This is a genomic window from Faecalibacterium taiwanense, assembly GCF_036632915.2.
Taxonomy (GTDB): domain Bacteria; phylum Bacillota; class Clostridia; order Oscillospirales; family Ruminococcaceae; genus Faecalibacterium; species Faecalibacterium taiwanense.
This window is the reverse complement of the sequence record NZ_CP155552.1, coordinates 2,195,857-2,213,762: the sequence shown is the minus strand read 5'-3', so window position 1 is coordinate 2,213,762 and position 17,906 is coordinate 2,195,857. Positions and strand designations below refer to the sequence as shown.

At 57.2% G+C, this 17,906-nt stretch carries 20 protein-coding genes and 1 pseudogene; 13 read left to right on the top strand and 8 right to left on the bottom strand.

Going from position 1 to position 17,906, the window contains the following annotated elements:
• Positions 1 to 62: 62 nt before the first annotated feature.
• From PXT33_RS10950 to PXT33_RS10940, 3 genes are read right to left on the bottom strand one after another with little or no spacing between them, the layout of a single operon-like run.
• Positions 63 to 281: a hypothetical protein gene (locus tag PXT33_RS10950; protein ID WP_332376538.1), complete on the bottom strand. Its 219-nt coding sequence runs from the start codon at positions 279 to 281 to the stop codon at positions 63 to 65.
• Between the two features lie 9 nt (positions 282 to 290).
• Positions 291 to 602 carry a hypothetical protein gene (locus PXT33_RS10945; RefSeq protein ID WP_332376537.1) on the bottom strand — a complete coding sequence of 104 codons (312 nt, stop codon included), beginning with the start codon at positions 600 to 602 and terminating at the stop codon, positions 291 to 293.
• Between the two features lie 19 nt (positions 603 to 621).
• Positions 622 to 939, bottom strand: coding sequence for a hypothetical protein (locus PXT33_RS10940; RefSeq protein WP_207698683.1), 318 nt, complete (start codon positions 937 to 939; stop codon positions 622 to 624).
• A 1,162-nt stretch (positions 940 to 2,101) separates the two neighbouring features.
• Here PXT33_RS10940 and PXT33_RS10935 point away from each other — a divergent pair.
• The 9 genes from PXT33_RS10935 (at position 2,102) to PXT33_RS10895 (ending at position 10,013) form a co-directional block, all read left to right on the top strand.
• Positions 2,102 to 2,566, top strand: coding sequence for a DUF2798 domain-containing protein (locus tag PXT33_RS10935; RefSeq protein ID WP_097775200.1), 465 nt, complete (start codon positions 2,102 to 2,104; stop codon positions 2,564 to 2,566).
• A gap of 504 nt (positions 2,567 to 3,070) precedes the next feature.
• A complete protein-coding gene (locus PXT33_RS10930) occupies positions 3,071 to 3,754 on the top strand; it encodes a F0F1 ATP synthase subunit A (protein WP_179860484.1) in 684 nt (227 codons plus the stop codon).
• Positions 3,755 to 3,793: 39 nt separating this feature from the next.
• Positions 3,794 to 4,021 (top strand): ATP synthase F0 subunit C, encoded by a 228-nt coding sequence (gene atpE / locus PXT33_RS10925; RefSeq protein WP_005944490.1) that lies wholly within the window; start codon positions 3,794 to 3,796, stop codon positions 4,019 to 4,021.
• 15 nt (positions 4,022 to 4,036) lie between these two features.
• Positions 4,037 to 4,528 carry an ATP synthase F0 subunit B gene (locus PXT33_RS10920; protein ID WP_005944489.1) on the top strand — a complete coding sequence of 164 codons (492 nt, stop codon included), beginning with the start codon at positions 4,037 to 4,039 and terminating at the stop codon, positions 4,526 to 4,528.
• Entirely contained in the window at positions 4,518 to 6,272 is a 1,755-nt protein-coding gene (atpA, locus tag PXT33_RS10915; RefSeq protein WP_005944488.1) for a F0F1 ATP synthase subunit alpha, read from the top strand. Before PXT33_RS10920 ends, atpA begins: the two co-directional genes overlap by 11 nt.
• Positions 6,259 to 7,140 carry an ATP synthase F1 subunit gamma gene (atpG, locus tag PXT33_RS10910; RefSeq protein WP_097781573.1) on the top strand — a complete coding sequence of 294 codons (882 nt, stop codon included), beginning with the start codon at positions 6,259 to 6,261 and terminating at the stop codon, positions 7,138 to 7,140. The genes atpA and atpG overlap by 14 nt, the downstream gene beginning before the upstream one ends.
• Positions 7,141 to 7,173: 33 nt before the next feature.
• Positions 7,174 to 8,586 (top strand): F0F1 ATP synthase subunit beta, encoded by a 1,413-nt coding sequence (gene atpD / locus PXT33_RS10905; RefSeq protein ID WP_097781574.1) that lies wholly within the window; start codon positions 7,174 to 7,176, stop codon positions 8,584 to 8,586.
• Positions 8,586 to 8,993: an ATP synthase F1 subunit epsilon gene (gene atpC, locus PXT33_RS10900; RefSeq protein ID WP_154259085.1), complete on the top strand. Its 408-nt coding sequence runs from the start codon at positions 8,586 to 8,588 to the stop codon at positions 8,991 to 8,993. Before atpD ends, atpC begins: the two co-directional genes overlap by 1 nt.
• A gap of 171 nt (positions 8,994 to 9,164) precedes the next feature.
• A complete protein-coding gene (locus PXT33_RS10895; RefSeq protein WP_120120292.1) occupies positions 9,165 to 10,013 on the top strand; it encodes a sugar phosphate isomerase/epimerase in 849 nt (282 codons plus the stop codon).
• Positions 10,014 to 10,174: 161 nt separating this feature from the next.
• Here PXT33_RS10895 and PXT33_RS10890 read toward each other — a convergent pair whose 3' ends face one another.
• From PXT33_RS10890 to PXT33_RS10880, 3 genes are read right to left on the bottom strand one after another with little or no spacing between them, the layout of a single operon-like run.
• The gene (locus PXT33_RS10890; RefSeq protein WP_332376533.1) at positions 10,175 to 10,987 is read right to left on the bottom strand and encodes a hypothetical protein; all 813 of its coding nucleotides are present in this window, start codon (positions 10,985 to 10,987) and stop codon (positions 10,175 to 10,177) included.
• Positions 10,981 to 11,682, bottom strand: coding sequence for an ABC transporter ATP-binding protein (locus tag PXT33_RS10885; protein ID WP_298638654.1), 702 nt, complete (start codon positions 11,680 to 11,682; stop codon positions 10,981 to 10,983). The genes PXT33_RS10890 and PXT33_RS10885 overlap by 7 nt, the downstream gene beginning before the upstream one ends.
• Positions 11,675 to 12,052 carry a GntR family transcriptional regulator gene (locus PXT33_RS10880; RefSeq protein WP_005944480.1) on the bottom strand — a complete coding sequence of 126 codons (378 nt, stop codon included), beginning with the start codon at positions 12,050 to 12,052 and terminating at the stop codon, positions 11,675 to 11,677. The genes PXT33_RS10885 and PXT33_RS10880 overlap by 8 nt, the downstream gene beginning before the upstream one ends.
• Before the next feature lie 260 nt (positions 12,053 to 12,312).
• Here PXT33_RS10880 and fucO point away from each other — a divergent pair, with 260 nt between their 5' ends.
• The 4 genes and pseudogenes from fucO to PXT33_RS10860 all read left to right on the top strand — a co-directional run bounded on the left by fucO (position 12,313) and on the right by PXT33_RS10860 (position 16,206).
• On the top strand, positions 12,313 to 13,461 hold the full coding sequence (gene fucO, locus PXT33_RS10875) for a lactaldehyde reductase (protein ID WP_097781577.1): 1,149 nt from the start codon (positions 12,313 to 12,315) through the stop codon (positions 13,459 to 13,461).
• 236 nt (positions 13,462 to 13,697) lie between these two features.
• Positions 13,698 to 14,125, top strand: a pseudogene (locus PXT33_RS10870) (putative ABC transporter permease); the annotation flags it as partial.
• A 96-nt stretch (positions 14,126 to 14,221) separates the two neighbouring features.
• Positions 14,222 to 15,004: a putative ABC transporter permease gene (locus PXT33_RS10865; protein WP_350339889.1), complete on the top strand. Its 783-nt coding sequence runs from the start codon at positions 14,222 to 14,224 to the stop codon at positions 15,002 to 15,004.
• A 239-nt stretch (positions 15,005 to 15,243) separates the two neighbouring features.
• On the top strand, positions 15,244 to 16,206 hold the full coding sequence (locus tag PXT33_RS10860) for a calcium/sodium antiporter (protein WP_332376530.1): 963 nt from the start codon (positions 15,244 to 15,246) through the stop codon (positions 16,204 to 16,206).
• Positions 16,207 to 16,260: 54 nt separating this feature from the next.
• On the opposite strand, the gene PXT33_RS10855 is transcribed toward PXT33_RS10860, so the two are convergent.
• Together PXT33_RS10855 and PXT33_RS10850 are read right to left on the bottom strand one after the other, a co-directional pair.
• Entirely contained in the window at positions 16,261 to 17,343 is a 1,083-nt protein-coding gene (locus PXT33_RS10855; protein WP_332376529.1) for an FAD:protein FMN transferase, read from the bottom strand.
• Positions 17,340 to 17,669, bottom strand: coding sequence for a DUF3783 domain-containing protein (locus tag PXT33_RS10850; RefSeq protein ID WP_347070321.1), 330 nt, complete (start codon positions 17,667 to 17,669; stop codon positions 17,340 to 17,342). Before PXT33_RS10850 ends, PXT33_RS10855 begins: the two co-directional genes overlap by 4 nt.
• Between the last annotated feature and the right edge of the window lie 237 nt (positions 17,670 to 17,906).

Sequence of the window (17,906 nt, the reverse complement as noted above, 5' to 3'; positions counted from 1 at the left end):
CTGCGTTTTTTTCTCATTGTAACAGGGTGAGAAAAAATCCGCAAGAGGAAAACTGCAAAGTATTATTGGGGTGCGAACAGCAACACCACCAGAAGTGCGGCACAGAGCACCGAAAGTCCGATGCCCTCCAGCCGGGTCAATTTGATGTACGCTTCCGTTGGTTCGGTCTGTGTATACCGTCCACGGTCATGCAGGGCAATGGCATCCTCCGGCTGCAGCGCCATAAAAATGCCGAACCCGATGCCGAAAAGTGCGGTTAAGATCGCACAGATGACTTCCATAGCAACCTCTCACTTTTTGTTTTTGTCGCTCCTACTCAGGGCATAGCACAGATACGAGATCAGCAGGGCAACGCACAACACGAGCGCTGCCACCATCAAAATGGAGTGCAGCGGCTCGACCTTTGGCAGAAAAATGTTGACCAGCAAGAACGCGCCGCCGATGGTCGAAGCAATGCCGTAAAATTTGCGGAAGTGTTTCTTTTCGTCCTCGGTGCTCCATCCGGTGCCGGTGCCATTGTACAGATCCCGGATGCCGCGGTACAAAAACAGCACACCCAGCGCGGCGTTCAGCCAATCCCAGACCGAAAGATTCAAATTCATGGTGGCCCCTTTCCGGCTGTCAATCCGCACTATGGTTCCAGCTTTCGTAAGCGACAAGATAAAGAAGGTCTCCCACAATGGCGATGCCGAAGATGATACGGTAGAGCAGCGATGTAACAGGTGTGAAGGCTAAGATCAGAAAGGCGATGCTGTTGAGCATGTAAAACACGCCGTTCTTTTTCTGCCAGAAGGCGCGGTACTCCGGGTCACGATTATACTGGTTGAACGGCAGATTGATGAACGGGTCTTTGCCTTGAAGATCCCGAATGCCGGAGATGAACCAGATAACGGTCAGCACAAGGTTGAACAGAGTGGAAACCGAAACGAACGACTCCATGAAATGAACCTCCCATCTTTTTCCACAGTATACCACAGAAAAGTGCAAAAACAAAGGACGGTATTCAACCGCGCAGCATAAAATTTGCACAAATCGGGCGTTGACTGTTGGTGAAAACAGCACAAAATAAAACCAGCCGGACGAGGCGGTTGCAAGCCCTCGTCCGGCTGGATACTTACTTCTTCGGAGTCATAAGCCTCTTCTCCTTGGGGTTCCTCATTTTCGGAGTAAACGTTTCATAGGGTGACTCTCCTTAGAAACTACTGGAAACTGAGAATCTATTTCAAGGGGACTGATTACTTAGTACATTGGATTGACCCTTCTCTTAACTGATGGAGTGCGGCACCGAGATTCGGAAGATGAATTTCATATTACCACATTCTTTCGAGTTAGATTCGCCAGGGGCAAACTACTTAGTACATTGGTAGAACTCCTTTTTGCTATTCAAATAATGTTCTCCGTACAAAAGATACCTTCATAGGAATCATCTCCGGCGGATCTATTTGAATCGCTGGGGGTTAAGTTTATCGACAGGTTGTCGTGTAATCGCATTTTTGATGCTCAAGACTGGCTCATTTTTGTTGTGTTTTTATACGGGGGAAACATCCCGTTTGTGGTGAGCCTCTATTTTGCTTCTCAGCGAATCCCGACAGCCTGTCCCTGCTGTGCGGGTTCCATATCGACCATCGGTCTCGCTCCTTTCTGCTTCAAGCCAGCGGGATTAGCTCTCTCTTGAGCTTCTGCTGTACTTCTCTGGTTTCTGGCTTTATTATACATATTCCTGATTGATTTGTCTATTCGCAGAGTGCACAAGGATAGAAATATAAAATTGTGCAGTTCTTGAAAAACAGCAGATAGAACGTGCAAAATGCCGCTTTCTGTGCGGTGTGCCCGGGCGATCGGGCCCTTTGGAGAGGAACTCTGTGCCCTGCAGGAAGGGCTGCCGAGGAAGTCAACAGCAAAGCTGCCCAGAAGTTCCGGGCCGTTTGTGGAGGATTTTGCGCAAAACGGGAGAAAGTGTCCACAGGGTATTATGCGTCAGATCGATTTGTGCTAAAATAGCGTCAATGAATGGTAGTCGCCGCCGCCCCGCGAGATGAAAGTTTCGCGGGGCGGCTTTTTTGCGGCAAAAATTTAGACACAAAAGAAACGGAGAATCAAAATGCCTAAAACTTTACCGGAACGTATCTTCTTTACCATTGTCATGGCTGCAATTATGGTCTATGGCATGATCGTTTACAATGTGGCGCTGAACACAGGCGGTGTCACCAATGCCACCTTTGTTATGGCTCTGCACGAGATGCCGATCATGGTTCCCATTGCCTGCGTGCTGGAATTTTTCGTGGTGGAGAAACTGGCCACCGGATTGGCGTTTATGTTCATGCGGCCCACAGATCGTCCGCAGTTCATCACCTATGCCATCTCGCTGATGATCGTGTGCATCATGTGCCCGGTGATGAGCCTGATCGCAACGGTGCTGTTTAAAGAACCCGGCTTTGGCACTTGGGTGCATACCTGGGGCTGCAATATGCCCATGGCCCTGTGCTGGCAGATGCTGTACTGCGGGCCGCTTGCCCGTGCCATCTTCCGGCTGGTGTTCCGCCGCGGCGCAAAACAGGCGGACTGACAGATTTTAGATATGCAGTTATAATAAATATGTATAGGAGCGGGTGTAATACCGGACGAGACGCCTATACGAATTTTATATATCGGGCATATAAAGTATGTACAATGGGGCATTTTTGATGGAAATATTTCCCGGAATGCCCTGAAGAAGCCATTGAAACCTAAGAATTGGCTAAGAAATTTGTGTAAAAAGTACATGCGAAGAGCGTTTTATTGGACAAGATGCACAACTTTTTTTGTATATCAATGCAGTAGAACCACCTAAAATGTAGAATGTGCACAAAGCCACTTGCCAATTTTCGTCAATCGTACTATCATACACAACGAAAAAAGACGAAGTGACCCGTGCAGGAGGGAGGGTGTGACCGGACAGAGCCGAACACCTTCCTTACTTTTTTCACAAAGCTGCGCCTTTTCTTCGAGCGATAAGAAGGACGCTGCGCCGCCGGGGCGGTGCGGCGGTCTTACCCCCGGAACCCTATTCTTCAGGAAGGAGGAAAAACAATTGAATAATCTGACCAAAGCATTGATGGAAGAGCTGACCGTCGAATACGTCAAGGTCGGCCCGCTGCAGATCCCGGAATCCGTGGTCATCAGCTGGGTGATCCTGGCCATCGTTACCATCGGCTCGATCCTGCTTACCAGAAACCTGAAGGTGGACCATATCAGCAAGCGTCAGGCCGTGCTGGAAATGGCCTACCTCGCAGGCACCAATTTCTTTGAAGGTCTGCTGGGCGAAAAGGGCAGGCGCTATGTGCCTTACCTGATGACCGTGGCCATCTACATCGCCTTCAGCAACCTGATCGGCGTGTTCGGTGTCAAGCCCCCCACGAAGGATCTGGACGTGACCGCAGCGCTGGCGCTGATGAGCATCATCCTGATCGAGGGTGCCGGCATCCGGGCACGCGGCGGTGTGGGCTTCTTCAAGAGTCTGGCTGCCCCCACTCCGGTCATGACCCCTATGAACATCCTCGAGATCGCCATCCGCCCCACCAGCCTGTGCATGCGACTGTTCGGCAACGTGCTGGGTGCATTCGTCATCATGGAGCTGATCAAGCTCGTGGTGCCCGTGTTCGTCCCGGCGGTGTTCAGCCTGTATTTTGACCTGTTCGACGGTCTGATCCAGACCTACGTGTTCGTGTTCCTGACTTCGCTGTTCATGAAAGAGACCATGGGCGGAGAAGACTGATCCATTGATATTTACTGAATTTAAAAGGAGATTATTACTATGAATGGTTTGATTGCTCTGGGCGCTGGCATTGCAGCGCTGACCGGCATTGGCGGCGGTATCGGCATCGGCATCGCAACGGGTAAGGCAACGGAGGCAATCTCCCGTCAGCCCGAGGCATCCGGCAAGATCCAGACCAACCTGCTGCTGGGCGCTGCTCTGGCAGAAGGTACTGCAATTTTCGGCTTCGTCGTTGCACTGCTGATCATCCTGTTCCTGGGTCAGTAACGGAGGCGCAGACGAATGCTGAAGTTGGATATTAACCTGCTGTGGACCGTCGTGAACGTCCTCGTCATGTATGCGGTGCTGCGCAAGTTCCTGTTCAAGCCTGTTCAGGACGTGATCGCAAAGCGCCAGCAGATGGTGGACGCAAACCTGGCCGATGCGGAGACCTCCAAGAAGGAAGCCGCAGAGACCATGAACGCCGCACAGGAAAAACTGCGCAATGTGGACAATGAGGCCGCTGCCCGCCGCGAAGCCTACGAAAAGCAGGCTGAGGTCGAAAAGCAGCAGCTGCTGGCAGATGCCCGCAAGCAGGCGGACGCCATCGTGGCCGCCGGCAAGGCGAGCGCCGAGGCCGAACGCCAGAGCAAGCTGCGGGAAGCCGATGCCCAGACCACGGCACTGGCCCGTGCGATGTGCGAGAAGCTGCTGGCCCGCAATCTGACCGCCCAGGACGACGCACGTCTGCTGGACGATCTGCTGGAGAAAGCAGGTGCAGGCAATGGCAACTGAATTCAGTCGTGAATTTTTTGCGGACAACCGCATCGTCAAGGCCGAGCTGCGCAGCGCCCGCAAGCCCCGGGAAGAGGAGCTGAACCGGATCCGCGCCGAGGTACGCAAGCTGTATGATGCCACCGAGGTCATCCTGAACGTGACGGTGGACGAGAGCCTGCTGTCCGGCTATGTCCTGCAGGTGGGCGACCGTGTGTTCGATAACTCCGGCCGTCATCAGCTGGACAAGATGATGGAGGGCAAGCCCTCGCTGGCTACCCTCAAGACCCGCATTGAGGACTACAAGCCCGCCGAGACCTCTGCGGAGGGTGGCGTGGTCATTTCCTCTGCCGACGGCATCGTGCACGTCGAAGGCATGAACCGCGCTGTGTACGGCGAGATCGTCACCTTCGACAACGGTGCCAAGGGCATGGTGGAGAGCGTGGACCCCGAACAGCTGGGCATCATGCTGTTCGACGGAGCTGAGACCGTCGGTGTGGGCACCATGGTGACCCGCAGCGGCAAGCGTGCCGGCATCCCGGTGGGCGATGCATTCCTGGGCCGTGTCATCAGCCCGCTGGGCGAGCCCATCGATGGCAAGGGCCCCATTGAAGCTGTGGGCTACAACCCCATCGAAAAGCAGGCCCCCGGCATTCTGGAACGTCAGAGCGTGGATACCCCGCTCCACACCGGCATCCTCGCCATCGATTCCATGTTCCCCATCGGCCGCGGCCAGCGTGAGCTGATCATCGGCGACCGCCAGACCGGCAAGACCTCCATCGCCACGGACGCCATCCTGAACCAGAAAAACACCGGTGTGCTGTGCATTTATGTGGCCATCGGCCAGAAGGCTTCTTCCATTGCCCGCGTGGCAGGCGATCTGCAGAAGCACGGTGCTATGAGCTATACCACCATCGTGGCGGCTACTGCTTCGGATTCTGCTCCCCTGCAGTACATCGCACCCTATGCCGGCACCGCACTGGCCGAGTACTTCATGAGTCAGGGCAAGAGCGTGCTGATCGTTTACGACGATCTGTCCAAGCATGCAGTGGCCTACCGTGCCATTTCTCTGCTGCTGCGCCGCTCTCCGGGCCGTGAGGCTTACCCCGGCGATGTGTTCTATCTGCACTCCCGTCTGCTGGAGCGCTCCTGCCGGATGCGCGACGATCTGGGCGGCGGTTCCATCACCGCACTGCCTATCGTAGAGACGCAGGCAGGCGACGTTTCGGCCTACATCCCCACCAATGTCATTTCCATCACCGATGGTCAGATCTTCCTCGAGAGCGCCCTGTTCAATGCAGGCAACCGCCCGGCCGTCAATGTGGGTCTGTCGGTGTCCCGTGTGGGCGGCGCTGCCCAGACCAAGGCCATGAAGAAGGCCAACGCCAACCTGCGTATCGAGCTGGCACAGTACAAGGATATGGAGTCCTTTGCACAGTTCAGTTCGGATCTGGACGCGGAGACCCGCCGCCAGCTGGATCACGGCAAGGCTCTGATGGAAATGCTCAAGCAGCCGCTGTATCAGCCCAAGTCCGACGCCGAGCAGGTGGTCACGCTGGTGCTGGCTTCCCACGGTGTGCTGGACGAACTGCCCACTGCCGAGCTGCGCGCCAAAACTTCCGCATTTGTGCGTCAGTTCCGCGCGGATGTGTCCGGTACGATGGATAAGATCACCGCCACCGGCAAGCTGGAACCTGAAATGGTCGATGCCATCCTGAACGCCTGGAAAGCTTATGCGGGAGGCGACAGCCATGCCGTCCAGTAAGCTGCTGAAGGAGCGCATCGAGAGCATTCAGGACACCATGAAGATCACGAACGCCATGTACCTGATCTCCTCGTCCAAGCTGCGCAAGGCACGTAAGAACTACCAGAATGTATCGCCCTACTTCAACCGTATGCGCGATACCATTTCCCGCGTGGTGCCCCACCTGCCGGAAGAGCCGGTGCATCCGTTCTTCCACGAGCGCAATATCGCAAACCCCAAGCGGGCCTACATCGTGCTGACGGCAGATAAGGGCATGGCAGGCGCTTACAACCAGAACATCATCAAGTTCCTCAAGGAAAATGCGGATGAGAATGACCGGTTCTATGTGATCGGCCAGACCGGCTACCGCGCCCTGTACCACAAGGATCCGCGGCTGGTGGAGGATTTCCACTATGGTGCCACGGAGCCCACGCTGCAGCGCGCCCGCGATATCACGATGGACGCCATCGATGATTTCAAGACCGGCAAGCTGGATGAGATCTATCTCATCTATACCCGCATCGAGAATGCATTGACCAGCGAGCCCACCATGGTGCGTCTGCTGCCGCTGGACCGCGCCCATCTGCAGCCTGCCCCCAAGGGTCTGGGCGATCCGAAGGGCGATGTGGAGATGTTCCCGTCTGCATGGACGGTGTTTGAACAGATCGCGCCCATTTATATGCACGGCATGATCTTTGGTGCCATGACCGAGAGCTTCTGCGCAGAGCAGAGCGCCCGCATGACCGCCATGGATTCCGCCACCAAGAACGCCAACGATATGATCCGGGAGCTGCAGCTGGAATACAACCGCACCCGTCAGGGCTCCATTACACAGGAGATCACCGAGATCATCGGCGGTGCGGCTGCCGTGCAGAACCGGGCGGAATAAAACGTATTTACAAATTAGTATAGAGGCAATCGTATGATACAGGGAACTATTATTCGCGTAGCCGGCCCTGTGGTGGACGTGCAGTTCACCGCAGGCAAGCTGCCTGCCCTGCAGGAAGCGCTTACCGTGACCGCCGAGGGCACCGAGCGCACGATGGAAGTGACACAGCATGTCAACGAGACCACTGTGCGCTGCATCATGCTTTCCGCCAGCGAGGGTCTGGGCAAGGGCATGACCGTGACCGCTACCGGCCACGGCCTGACCGCACCGGTGGGCGAAGCCACGCTGGGCCGCATGTTCGACCCGCTGGGCAGACCCATCGACGGCAAGGGCTCTGTGGATGATGTGCCGCATTGGCCCATCCACCGCAAGGCCCCCAGCTTTGCAGAGCAGAAGCCCGCGACCGAGATCCTGGAGACCGGCATCAAGGTCATCGACCTGCTGGCCCCCTATGCAAAGGGCGGCAAGATCGGTCTGTTCGGCGGTGCAGGCGTCGGCAAGACCGTGCTGATCCAGGAACTGATCCATAACGTGGCCACCGAGCACGGCGGCTACTCCATCTTCACCGGCGTGGGCGAGCGCTCCCGCGAGGGCTGCGACCTTTGGGGCGAGATGAACGAGTCCGGTGTTCTGAATAAGACCGCACTGGTCTTTGGTCAGATGAACGAGCCCCCAGGAGCACGTATGCGTGTTGCCGAGACCGGCCTGACCATGGCAGAGTACTTCCGTGAGGAGACCCACAAGGACGTGCTGCTGTTCATTGATAACATCTTCCGTTTCGTGCAGGCAGGCTCCGAGGTGTCCGCCCTGATGGGCCGTATGCCCTCTGCTGTGGGCTACCAGCCCACTCTGGCCAACGAGCTGGGCGCTCTGCAGGAGCGCATCACCTCCACCAAGGAAGGCTCCATCACCTCGGTGCAGGCCGTCTACGTCCCCGCCGACGACCTGACCGACCCGGCCCCCGCCACCACCTTTGCACATCTGGATGCCACTACCGTGCTGTCCCGTAAGATCGTGGAGCAGGGCATTTACCCGGCCGTGGACCCGCTGGCATCCACCTCCCGCATTCTGGAAGCGGATATTGTGGGCGAGGAGCACTACCGCGTGGCCCGCAAGGTGCAGTCCATTCTGCAGCGCTATCAGGAGCTGCAGGACATCATTGCCATTCTGGGCATGGATGAGCTGGACGAGAACGACAAGCTCACCGTTGCCCGTGCCCGCAAGCTGCAGAAGTTCCTGTCCCAGCCCTTTGCTGTGGCCGAAAACTTTACCGGCCTGAAGGGCAAGTATGTGCCGCTGCAGGATACCGTGCGCGGCTTTGCCGCCATTGTGGACGGCGAGGCCGACGATCTGCCGGAGTGGGCGTTCTTCAACGTTGGTACGCTGGAAGATGCCCGCCAGAAGGCAGCGGAAAAGCTGGCTGAGGAAAAGGGCGGTGCCATCTGATGAACAAGTTCATGCTGAACATCACTGCGTCCAGCGGTGAGTACTATCAGGGCGATTGCGAAGACCTTGTGCTGCCCATCAGCGATGGCGTGTACGGCATACAGGCTGGACACAGCCCGGTGCTGGTGGCCATCCACATGGGCATCCTGCACTTTGAGGTGAACGGTGAAAGCCAGGACATCCTGGTAGGCGACGGCATTGCCGAGGTGACGCCTGCCTACGTGATGGTGCTGGTGGACAGCGCCGAGCGTCCGGAGGATATCGACAAGAACCGTGCCGAGGCTGCCCGCATCCGTGCCGAGGAGCGTTTGCAGCATCAGCAGAGCATGCATGAATATTATCAGAGCAAGATCGCGCTCGACCGTGCGATGCAGCGCCTGCAGGCCGCTGCAAAGTACCGGCGCTGAGAATGAGCCGCATCTGCCAGGACCAGATCTGAAAAAAGAGCATCATTTGTATCCGTTGAGGATGCAAAGTGATGCTCTATTTTGTTTCAGGCTGTTCCATGGAACGCAGCTTTCGTGTATAATAAGGTCAATGCAACCCCGCGTGTTGTGCGGGAAAGGAGGAGGTTTTCCATGATCCAATTCGGCCTGCGTCTGCATGACGCGGAAAAGCTGCCCGTTGAACAGGTGCTGCCGCTGGTGCGCCAGAAAGGCTTTACCTGCGCCCATGTGGCTCTGAGCAAATCCTTCAAGGAGCTGCCCTGCACCCCCAGCGCCCTGACCCCCGGCTATGCGCTGTATCTGCGGCATCTGTTTGAGAAAAACGGCATCGATATTGCCGTGCTGGGCAACTACCTGAACCTTGCCCACCCGGATGCGGATGCCCTGCACGCCATTCAGGAAAAATACTATGCGCACATCCGCTTTGCAAGCCTGCTGGGCTGCGGCATGGTGGGCACCGAGACCGGTGCGCCCAACGCGGAGTACAAATTCTGTCCGGAGTGCCGCAGCGATGCAGCCCTTTCTACCTTTATCAAGAACTTCAAGCCGGTGGTGCGCTGCGCCGAGCAGTACGGCGTGACCATTGCCATTGAGCCGGTGGTCAAGCACATCGTGTACGATGCCAGACGCGCCCGCACCGTGCTGGACGAGATCGGCAGCCCGAACCTGCAGATCCTGTTCGACCCCGTCAACCTGCTGAACATGGAAAATGTGGACCGCCGCGAAGAAGTGTTCGCCGAGGCCATCGAGCTTCTGGGCAAGGACATCGCCATGATCCACTTTAAGGATTTCCTGCGCAAGGATGCGGGCGGCCAGCTGGCTGCTACGGGTGCAGGACAGGGCGGTATGGAGGACTACCGCACCATCCTGCGCTTTGCAAAGCAGGAAAAGCCCTATATCTTTGCAACGCTGGAGAACACCACCCCGGAAAACGCGGTGGAATGCCTGAACTACCTGAAAAAGCAGTACGACGAGTGCTGAACACTTTATAACAAGAAAAACATCTGCAAGCTTTGCCCGGAATGGGGCAGCTTGCAGATGTTTTTTGTATCAGATGAAGTTTATGGTTCGGCCTTTTACAAATTGCAATTAAGAAGTAGTTTCGCTGAAAATGCCCAGAGCGAAAGCGGAGGACATTAAGATCATTCCAGATCCAGCTTATGCTCCATCAGCCAGCGGGTCAGCAGAAAGTACCCTGCGGCAAAGGCAATGCTGACCGCCAGCCCGAACAGGGTGGTGAACGCACTGGGCGCAGCGATGGAAACATCTACACCGCCAAGGGTGGGATCGGAAACAGCCTGCAGCATGTCGGCACTGCTGACACCGGAGCTCAGCCAGTTCTGCAGGAAGGACAGCAGGAAAAATGCCAGAATACCGGCCGGGACCATGTGCTTTTTGAACTGGTGGCCGATCATGCATGCGGCATAGATGCACAGGATGCTGGACACCAGTGCCACCAGCCCATTCAGCGTTTCAAAGATCAGCCAGAGCCACCCGGAGCTGCCGGTCATGCGGAAGATCTCTCGGAAGATCTCTACCACTTTCTGCCACAGCTCCGGCAGCTGCTGCAGGGCCGCGCTGTTCAGAGACAGAGCCAGCAGCATCGCCGCAAAGGAGAAAATACCCACGATGCTGCTGCAAAGCATCCACACCACGCTGGAGATCAGCTTGGAAAGGATGAGCTGGCTTTCCGTCACCGGCAGGGTGTGCATCAGGTAGCCCTCGCGGCCCAGCAGATTGCGGGTGAAGCGGGTCACAATGGTCATCACAGACACCACTGCCACCGCGACGGCTACGACCATGTAGGCGAACAGCAGCAGAGATGCAAAGTCGTCCTTGGAAGAGCTGCGCAGGGAAAAGCCGCTCAGCACTGCCAGCGCAACAAGGGCCAGATACAGCCCGCCGTAGGTGCGGCCGGTGGCCTTGAATTCATATTTTAACAGCTGTTTCAGCATTTGAATACCTCCCGGAAATATGCATCCACGCTCATGCCCTCGGTCTCGCGCAGCTCTTCGGCATTGCGGTGGGCGAACACCCGGCCATCCTTCAAAAAGACGGCTTCGTCCAGAATGGGCTCGATATCGCCGATGAGGTGGGTGGAAAGAATGACGGTCGCATCCCGGCTGTAGTTGTTCAGGATGGTGCTCAGGATATAGTCCCGGGCGGCAGGGTCCACGCCGCCAATGGGCTCATCCAGCAGGTAGAGCTTTGCGGCGCGGCTCATGGCAAGGATCAGCTGCACCTTTTCCTTGCTGCCCTTGGAGAGGGTCTTGAGCCGCGCCTTCGGTTCCAGTTCCAGCCGGGCCAGCATTTCGTTTGCCTTAGCGGGGTCAAAATCGGCATAAAATTCGTGGAACATTTCCACCAGCTGCTCCACACGCATCCAGTCCGGCAGCCAGTCGGCGTCCGGCAGATAGGACACGATGGCTTTGGTGTCCGGCCCGGGGGTCATGCCGGCGATCCGGATGCTGCCTGCACTGGGCTGCAGCAGACCGTTCGCCAGCTTGATGAGGGTGGTCTTGCCGCTGCCGTTGGGGCCAAGCAGCCCCACGATGCGGCCAAAGCCGATGTGCAGGTCTACATTTTCCAGTGCGGTCTTATCCTTCTGGTAGCACTTGGTCAGTGCTTCACAGCTCAAAAGTTCATTCATTGCGGTCCTCCTTTGCGTCCCAGTGTTCCAAAAGCGCGGCCGCCTGTGCGGGACTGTAGCCGATGCCGCGCATCTTTTCCAGAAAATCCGACGCCAGCGTCCGGGCGGTGTCGGCGCGAAGCTGTTCGATCAATGCAGTATCCTCCGTAACATAGCGGCCTGCGGTGCGTTCGGTGCGCACCAGCCCTTCCGTCTCCAGCTGGGCAAGGGCCCGCTGCATCGTGTTTGGGTTCACCCCGGCGGCTGCGGCCAGATCACGCACCGAATCCAGATGCCCGCCCGGCGGGTAGGTGCCGGCCAGGATCCGGGCCTTCAGCCGTTCCACAAGCTGTGCATAGATCGGGCGGCTGGCATCAAACTGTTCGCCCATGGTATCATCTCCTTGTCTTGTTGTATTAAGCGCTTGATACAATAATACACGATTTGCTCTGTTTGTCAAGGGGAAAAAGAAAAAACACCATAAAACTGTGGGAAATTTGAAAAAGTGCCCATAAAACACTGCACATTGATAAAAATTTACAATAAATTCAAACAATTTCACATTGCAAAGCTTTTGACAATGTGCTATGCTGAAAAACAGAGAGCTCCGCCCGGAAAGCGGCGGAAAAGAGATTTGGAGGAAAAATAACTATGGCTGACCGCATCGTTCTGAATACCATCTCCTACCATGGCCACGGTGCCATTGAGAACATCGTTCCCGAACTGACCGCCCGCGGCTACAAGAAGGCATTCGTCTGCTCTGACCCCGACCTGATCAAGTTCGGCGTCACCAAGAAGGTCACCGATCTGCTGGATGCTGCAAACTTTGCCTATGCTGTTTACAGCGAGATCAAGCCCAACCCCACCATCGCCAACGTGCAGGACGGCGTGGCCGCTTTCAAGGCTGCTGAAGCTGACTGCATCGTGACCATCGGCGGCGGCTCCTCCATGGATACCGCAAAGGCCATCGGCATCATCATCAACAACCCCGAGTTTGCGGATGTCCGCTCTCTGGAAGGTGTTGCTCCCACCAAGAAGCACGCTGTGTTCACCATCGCTGTTCCCACCACTGCCGGCACTGCTGCCGAGGTCACCATCAACTACGTCATCACCGATGTGGAGAAGAAGCGCAAGTTCGTCTGCGTGGATACCAACGATATCCCCGAGATCGCCGTGGTTGACCCCGATATGATGTCCTCCATGCCCAAGGGCCTGACCGCCGCCACCGGCATGGACGCTCTGACCCACGCCATCGAGGGCTACATCACCAAGGGCCACTGTGTCATCTCCGATATGTTCCATCTGGAAGCCATCAAGCTCATCAGCCAGAGCCTGCGCGGCGCAGTGCAGAACACCCCGGAAGGCCGCGAGGGTATGGCTCTGGGCCAGTACATCGCCGGCATGGGCTTCTCCAATGTGGGTTTGGGCATCGTGCACTCCATGGCACACGGCCTGTCCGCTCTGTACGACACCCCGCACGGTGTGGCCTGCGCCATCCTGCTGCCGGTGGGTCTGGAGTACAACAAGAGCGTTGCCGGTGAGCGCTACCGCGCCGTGGGCAAGGCCATGGGCGTTGTGGGCATCGATGAGATGAACGATGTGGAAGCCGCTGACGCCACCATCGCCGCCGTCAAGCAGCTGAGCGCAGACGTGGGCATCCCCGCAAATCTGCACGGCATCCTGAAGGAAGAGGATATCCAGTTCCTCGCCGAGTCCGCATTCGCAGACGCCTGCCGTCCCGGCAATCCCCGCGACACCAGCGTGGAAGAGATCGTAGAGCTGTATAAGAGCCAGCTGTGATTCCGCTCTGTAAATTCAAGCTGTAATTTTGGGCCCTGCTGTCCTTCGGGATGGCAGGGCCTTTTTCTAAGATGTATCTGAAAACAAAGCAACAGGCTGGATCTTCGTCTTTTCAGAGATGCCCGGAGAGCCTGCCGCGTCGCAGAGTGACAAAATTTCTGCACGGCTCTTGTACACAGCGCCCAAAACGGGTACAATCAATGCAGTAAGAAAAAACTGGAAGCGAAAGGAACCTTATGACGCTGAACTTCTATACTCTGAGTGTTATTTATCTTGTATATTCCTTTCTGGGCTGGGTGGCTGAGACGGTAGTCGCGACCATCCGGGGCGGAAGGTTTGCCAACCGCGGTGCGGCGGCAGGCCCGTTCTGCTTTATCTACGGTACCACCGGCGTGCTGCTGGCCGTGAGTTTCGGCGACCTGCGCACCGAGCCGGTCTACCTGTTCTTTGCCTGTATGATGGCGGCAACGGTGATGGAATGGATCACCGCCAAGCTGCTGGAACGCCTGCACCGCCGCAAGTGGTGGGACTATTCCGGAAAAAATTCAATCTGAACGGCTATGTGTGCCTGCAGTATTCGCTGCTGTGGGGTGCGCTGGGCACGGCAAGTGTGCTGTGGGGCAATAATGTGCTGCTGCAGCTGTGTGCGCATATCCCGGCCTGGCTGCTGCGCCCGGCAGTATGGGTCTCGCTGACGGTGGCGGTGCTGGACCAGATCGGTTCGGCGGTGCTGGTGCAGCAGTATGCGGCCCGGCACCCGATGCTGGAGCAGCTCAACCAGAGACTGGGGGAGCGGTCGGATACGCTGCGCCGCAGGATCGTGCTTTACATTGAAAAACGCATCCAGTATGCTTACCCGGCTGCGGCCCGGCAGGAGCAGACTGCGCTCCGGAAGGGGGAAAAGAACTTCCTCAGCGTGTCCGATCTGCTGTGGCTGTTCGTGATCGGCGCGTTTCTGGGCGACATGGTGGAGACGGTGTTCTGCCGCGTGACCGCCGGGGTCTGGATGAGCCGCTCCAGTCTGGTCTGGGGGCCGTTCAGCGTGGTGTGGGGTCTGGCGCTGGTGCTGGCAACGGTGCTGCTGCGTCAGGAAAAGGACCGGAGCGACCGCTATCTGTTCGCCTTCGGCACCGTCATGGGCGGTGTGTACGAATACGTGTGCAGCGCCGTCACCGAGCTGCTGTTCGGCACCGTGTTCTGGGACTACAGCAAGTTCAAGTTCAATCTGGGCGGGCGCATCAACCTGCTGTACTGCTTTTTCTGGGGCATTGCGGCGGTGATATGGATGCGCTACGGCTATCCGCTGGTGCTCAGAGGCATGGAGAAGGTGCGCAGCCGCGTCCGCCCATGGATGACCGCCCTGCTGGCAGTGTTCATGGCGGTGAACATGCTCACCAGTGCGCTGGCCCTTGCCCGCTACGATGCCCGCACCAGCGGTGAAGCGCCCAAAAGCAGCATCGATATGCTGCTGGATGCGCATTTTGACGATGCCCGCATGGAGCGTATTTATCCCAACGCGAAGAAAGTAGCCAAGGCCGGATGAAATTTCAACGCTCCTCTTGCACTTTGGTGCAAAAACCGGTATAATATTTTTCGGATAAAAGGGAGTAAAGGGCGCTCGTTTTGCAAAAACGGTGCGCTGTGGCGCAGCGACATCCCGGCAGAAATGCCCGCTGTGTCACCGGAAGCTTGAGACTTTTATTACACTTTCCCGTTTTTGGGCAGGATGTAATAAAGGCCTCTTTTTTATTGCTGCTCTGCCAAAAACAAAAGGAGAAAACTATGCTCATTCCTGTTTTGCTGTTCATCGTGGGCCTGCTGTGCCTCATCAAGGGCGGTGACTGGTTCGTGGATGGTGCCACGGGCATTGCCCGCCGCTTCCATGTGCCGGAGCTGCTCATCGGTGCCACCGTGGTGTCCATTGGCACCACCCTGCCGGAGGTGATGGTCTCCACCACCTCGGCCTTTACCGGCCACGGCGAGATCGCCTACGGCAACGCCATCGGTTCGATCATCTGCAATGCATCGCTCATTGCGGCCCTCACCATTGCGGTAAAGCCGGGGAAGGTAGACCCCAAGAGCCTGCGCACGCCGGTGCTGTTCTTCTTTGTGGCAGCGGCCTTCTATGCCGGTGTGGCCTACACCACCGGCTACTTCTCCCGCCCGGTGGGCCTGATTCTTCTGGCCATGTTCGCAGCGTATATCATCTGCAACGTGATGGCCATGAAGAACGCCCCCGCCCCGGAAGAAGAGGAAGAACCGGAAGAAAATGCATCCTTTGCCAAGGAGCTGGGCCTGCTGGCCGTGGGCGCTGTGCTCATTGCCGTGGGTGCCAACCTGCTGGTGGACAACGGCACCCTGATCGCACAGGCACTGGGCGTGCCGGAGTCGGTGATCGCGCTCACCTTTGTGGCACTGGGCACCTCGCTGCCGGAGCTGGTAACGGCCATCACCTCGCTGGCAAAGGGCCACGGTGCACTTTCGCTGGGCAATGTCATTGGTGCAAACGTGTTCAATCTGGTGCTGGTGAGCGGTGTTTCCGCCACGGTGGCACCCTTTAGCATTCCGCAGAACTCCATGCTCTTCGGCCACAATGCATCGCTGGTGCTGGAGTTCCCGGTCATGTTCGCCGTGATGCTGCTGCTCACCCTGCCCGCTCTCTTCAAGGGCAAGCTGAGCCGCCCGCAGGGCATTGCGCTGCTGTGCATCTACGCGGCATTCTGTGTGGTGCAGTTCACCATCTGATAAAACAGCAAAAGGCCGACGCAGCACTGCGTCGGCCTTTTGCCGTTTTAAGGGTTATTTTTTCAAATGGGAATCCCAGCCGGAAGAGGTGATGACCTGCTGATCCGGTGTGCACCACATGGCTTCCACGCCGTCCAGACTTTCCACGATCTTCATCCCGTCCTCCAGCGGCTGGCAGAACAGGCCGGTGGTCAGGCAGTCGGCAAGGCCGGAGTCGCTGCACAGCACGGTCACGCCGTTAAAGTAGGCGGCGGGGAACAGGGTGTCCGGGTCGATCAGGTGGTGGTAGCGCTTGCCGTCCACCACGTAGTAGCGCTGGTAGTCGCCGCTGGTCACAAGGGCCATATCGCTCATGTTGATGGCACCGTCCAGCATGGAATCCGAGGTGTATACATCCGAAGAGCTCCACGGGTTTTCCACGCCGCCGGTCCACTGGCTGCCGTCCGGTTTTACACCAATGGCGCGCAGGTTGCCGCCCACGCTCACCAGAGCGCTGGTCAGGCCGCGGGCCTCGGCAGCCTGACACACCATTTCCACGGCGTAGCCCTTGCCCACGCTGCCCACATCCAGCAACATTTCCGGGTCGGCCAGATAAACGGTCTGGGCATCCGCGTCGATGATCACGTTGTTGATATCACAGTGCTGGGCGGCTGCTTCCAGCTCTTCCATGGTGGGCAGCTTGTTGTCGGCATCCGTCTCGGCGGCTTCGGCAGCTTCGCGGTAATTGTGCCAGATATTCAGCACGCTGCCCATGGCAATGTTCAGCTTGCCGTTGGTGGTCTGGTACATCTGGTCGGCCAGCTCCAGCATGGAGAGGATGCGGTCGTCCACCTCCACCGGAGCGCTGCCGGCATTGTCGTTGATGGTCTTGACGTTGGTCACGCCGGGGTAATCGTTGTAGATATCATACAGCTGGTTATAGGTAATAAGGTCTGCGTGCAGGGCATCCATCTGGGTGTTGAACTCTTCCTCGCTCTCGCAGTAGGCGATCACCTGCGTTACGGTATCGAACACATCATAAAAAACGGTGGAATAGCGGGTAAGCTCTTTCTTTTTGGAGGCACAGCCTGCCAGCAGGCTCAGGCAGAGCACCCCGGCCAGCAGGGCGCTGACGAAACGTTTTGCGCGGGTCTTCATACGGTGTGGTTCTCCTTTGCGGCGGTAAAGGCGGCGTGCTCCTCCTGCAGGTGGGCCAGCAGATCGCCGAACACCCAGCTGCGGTTGGAGGGAGTCACAACGGCCTTGAGCGGAATGGTGACCTGTGCCTGCTTCATCAGATCCAGCAGGGTGTCCACATCCTTCTCCTTGAAGTTGGCCAGAACCACTGCCGGCGGGTAGGCACCCGGTTCCAGCACCAGCGTGCGGGCGGCCTTGGTCTCCACCTCGCCCAGCAGCTGGGCCACGGTCTTGCCCGCATCGGCAGGGGAGACGAGCAGCACCTTCATGCCAAAGGCAGGAGCCATGCCTTCCAGCTTGCCGCGGTCGGCGGGGAAAGGTTCCAGCCCAGAACCAGCGGGACACCGGCGTTCTGGTTGCGTGCGATATGTGCTTTCATAAAAAAACCTCATTTCAGGGTGGATTGCAAATACACTATAGTATAACACAAATACGCAAAAAATGGAATGCCGGGGGGCCGGTACTACCGGGAAAAGTTTCGGAGAATTTCGAGCAAAGGCAACAAAAATTAGAAGAAATTACAA

Bases quoted from the DNA above. Each gene is read 5' to 3' on its own strand.
- PXT33_RS10940 (WP_207698683.1), bottom strand. From the start codon at position 939: ATGGAGTCGTTCGTTTCGGTTTCCACTCTGTTCAACCTTGTGCTGACC.
- atpE (WP_005944490.1), top strand. From the start codon at position 3,794: ATGAATGGTTTGATTGCTCTGGGCGCTGGCATTGCAGCGCTGACCGGC.
- atpC (WP_154259085.1), top strand. From the start codon at position 8,586: ATGAACAAGTTCATGCTGAACATCACTGCGTCCAGCGGTGAGTACTAT.
- PXT33_RS10880 (WP_005944480.1), bottom strand. From the start codon at position 12,052: ATGGGCGAACAGTTTGATGCCAGCCGCCCGATCTATGCACAGCTTGTG.
- PXT33_RS10895 (WP_120120292.1), top strand. From the start codon at position 9,165: ATGATCCAATTCGGCCTGCGTCTGCATGACGCGGAAAAGCTGCCCGTT.
- fucO (WP_097781577.1), top strand. From the start codon at position 12,313: ATGGCTGACCGCATCGTTCTGAATACCATCTCCTACCATGGCCACGGT.
- PXT33_RS10945 (WP_332376537.1), bottom strand. From the start codon at position 602: ATGAATTTGAATCTTTCGGTCTGGGATTGGCTGAACGCCGCGCTGGGT.
- PXT33_RS10865 (WP_350339889.1), top strand. From the start codon at position 14,222: ATGCTGGAGCAGCTCAACCAGAGACTGGGGGAGCGGTCGGATACGCTG.
- atpG (WP_097781573.1), top strand. From the start codon at position 6,259: ATGCCGTCCAGTAAGCTGCTGAAGGAGCGCATCGAGAGCATTCAGGAC.
- PXT33_RS10855 (WP_332376529.1), bottom strand. From the start codon at position 17,343: ATGAAGACCCGCGCAAAACGTTTCGTCAGCGCCCTGCTGGCCGGGGTG.
- atpA (WP_005944488.1), top strand. From the start codon at position 4,518: ATGGCAACTGAATTCAGTCGTGAATTTTTTGCGGACAACCGCATCGTC.
- atpD (WP_097781574.1), top strand. From the start codon at position 7,174: ATGATACAGGGAACTATTATTCGCGTAGCCGGCCCTGTGGTGGACGTG.
- PXT33_RS10920 (WP_005944489.1), top strand. From the start codon at position 4,037: ATGCTGAAGTTGGATATTAACCTGCTGTGGACCGTCGTGAACGTCCTC.
- PXT33_RS10850 (WP_347070321.1), bottom strand. From the start codon at position 17,669: ATGGCTCCTGCCTTTGGCATGAAGGTGCTGCTCGTCTCCCCTGCCGAT.
- PXT33_RS10885 (WP_298638654.1), bottom strand. From the start codon at position 11,682: ATGAATGAACTTTTGAGCTGTGAAGCACTGACCAAGTGCTACCAGAAG.
- PXT33_RS10890 (WP_332376533.1), bottom strand. From the start codon at position 10,987: ATGCTGAAACAGCTGTTAAAATATGAATTCAAGGCCACCGGCCGCACC.
- PXT33_RS10860 (WP_332376530.1), top strand. From the start codon at position 15,244: ATGCTCATTCCTGTTTTGCTGTTCATCGTGGGCCTGCTGTGCCTCATC.
- PXT33_RS10935 (WP_097775200.1), top strand. From the start codon at position 2,102: ATGCCTAAAACTTTACCGGAACGTATCTTCTTTACCATTGTCATGGCT.
- PXT33_RS10950 (WP_332376538.1), bottom strand. From the start codon at position 281: ATGGAAGTCATCTGTGCGATCTTAACCGCACTTTTCGGCATCGGGTTC.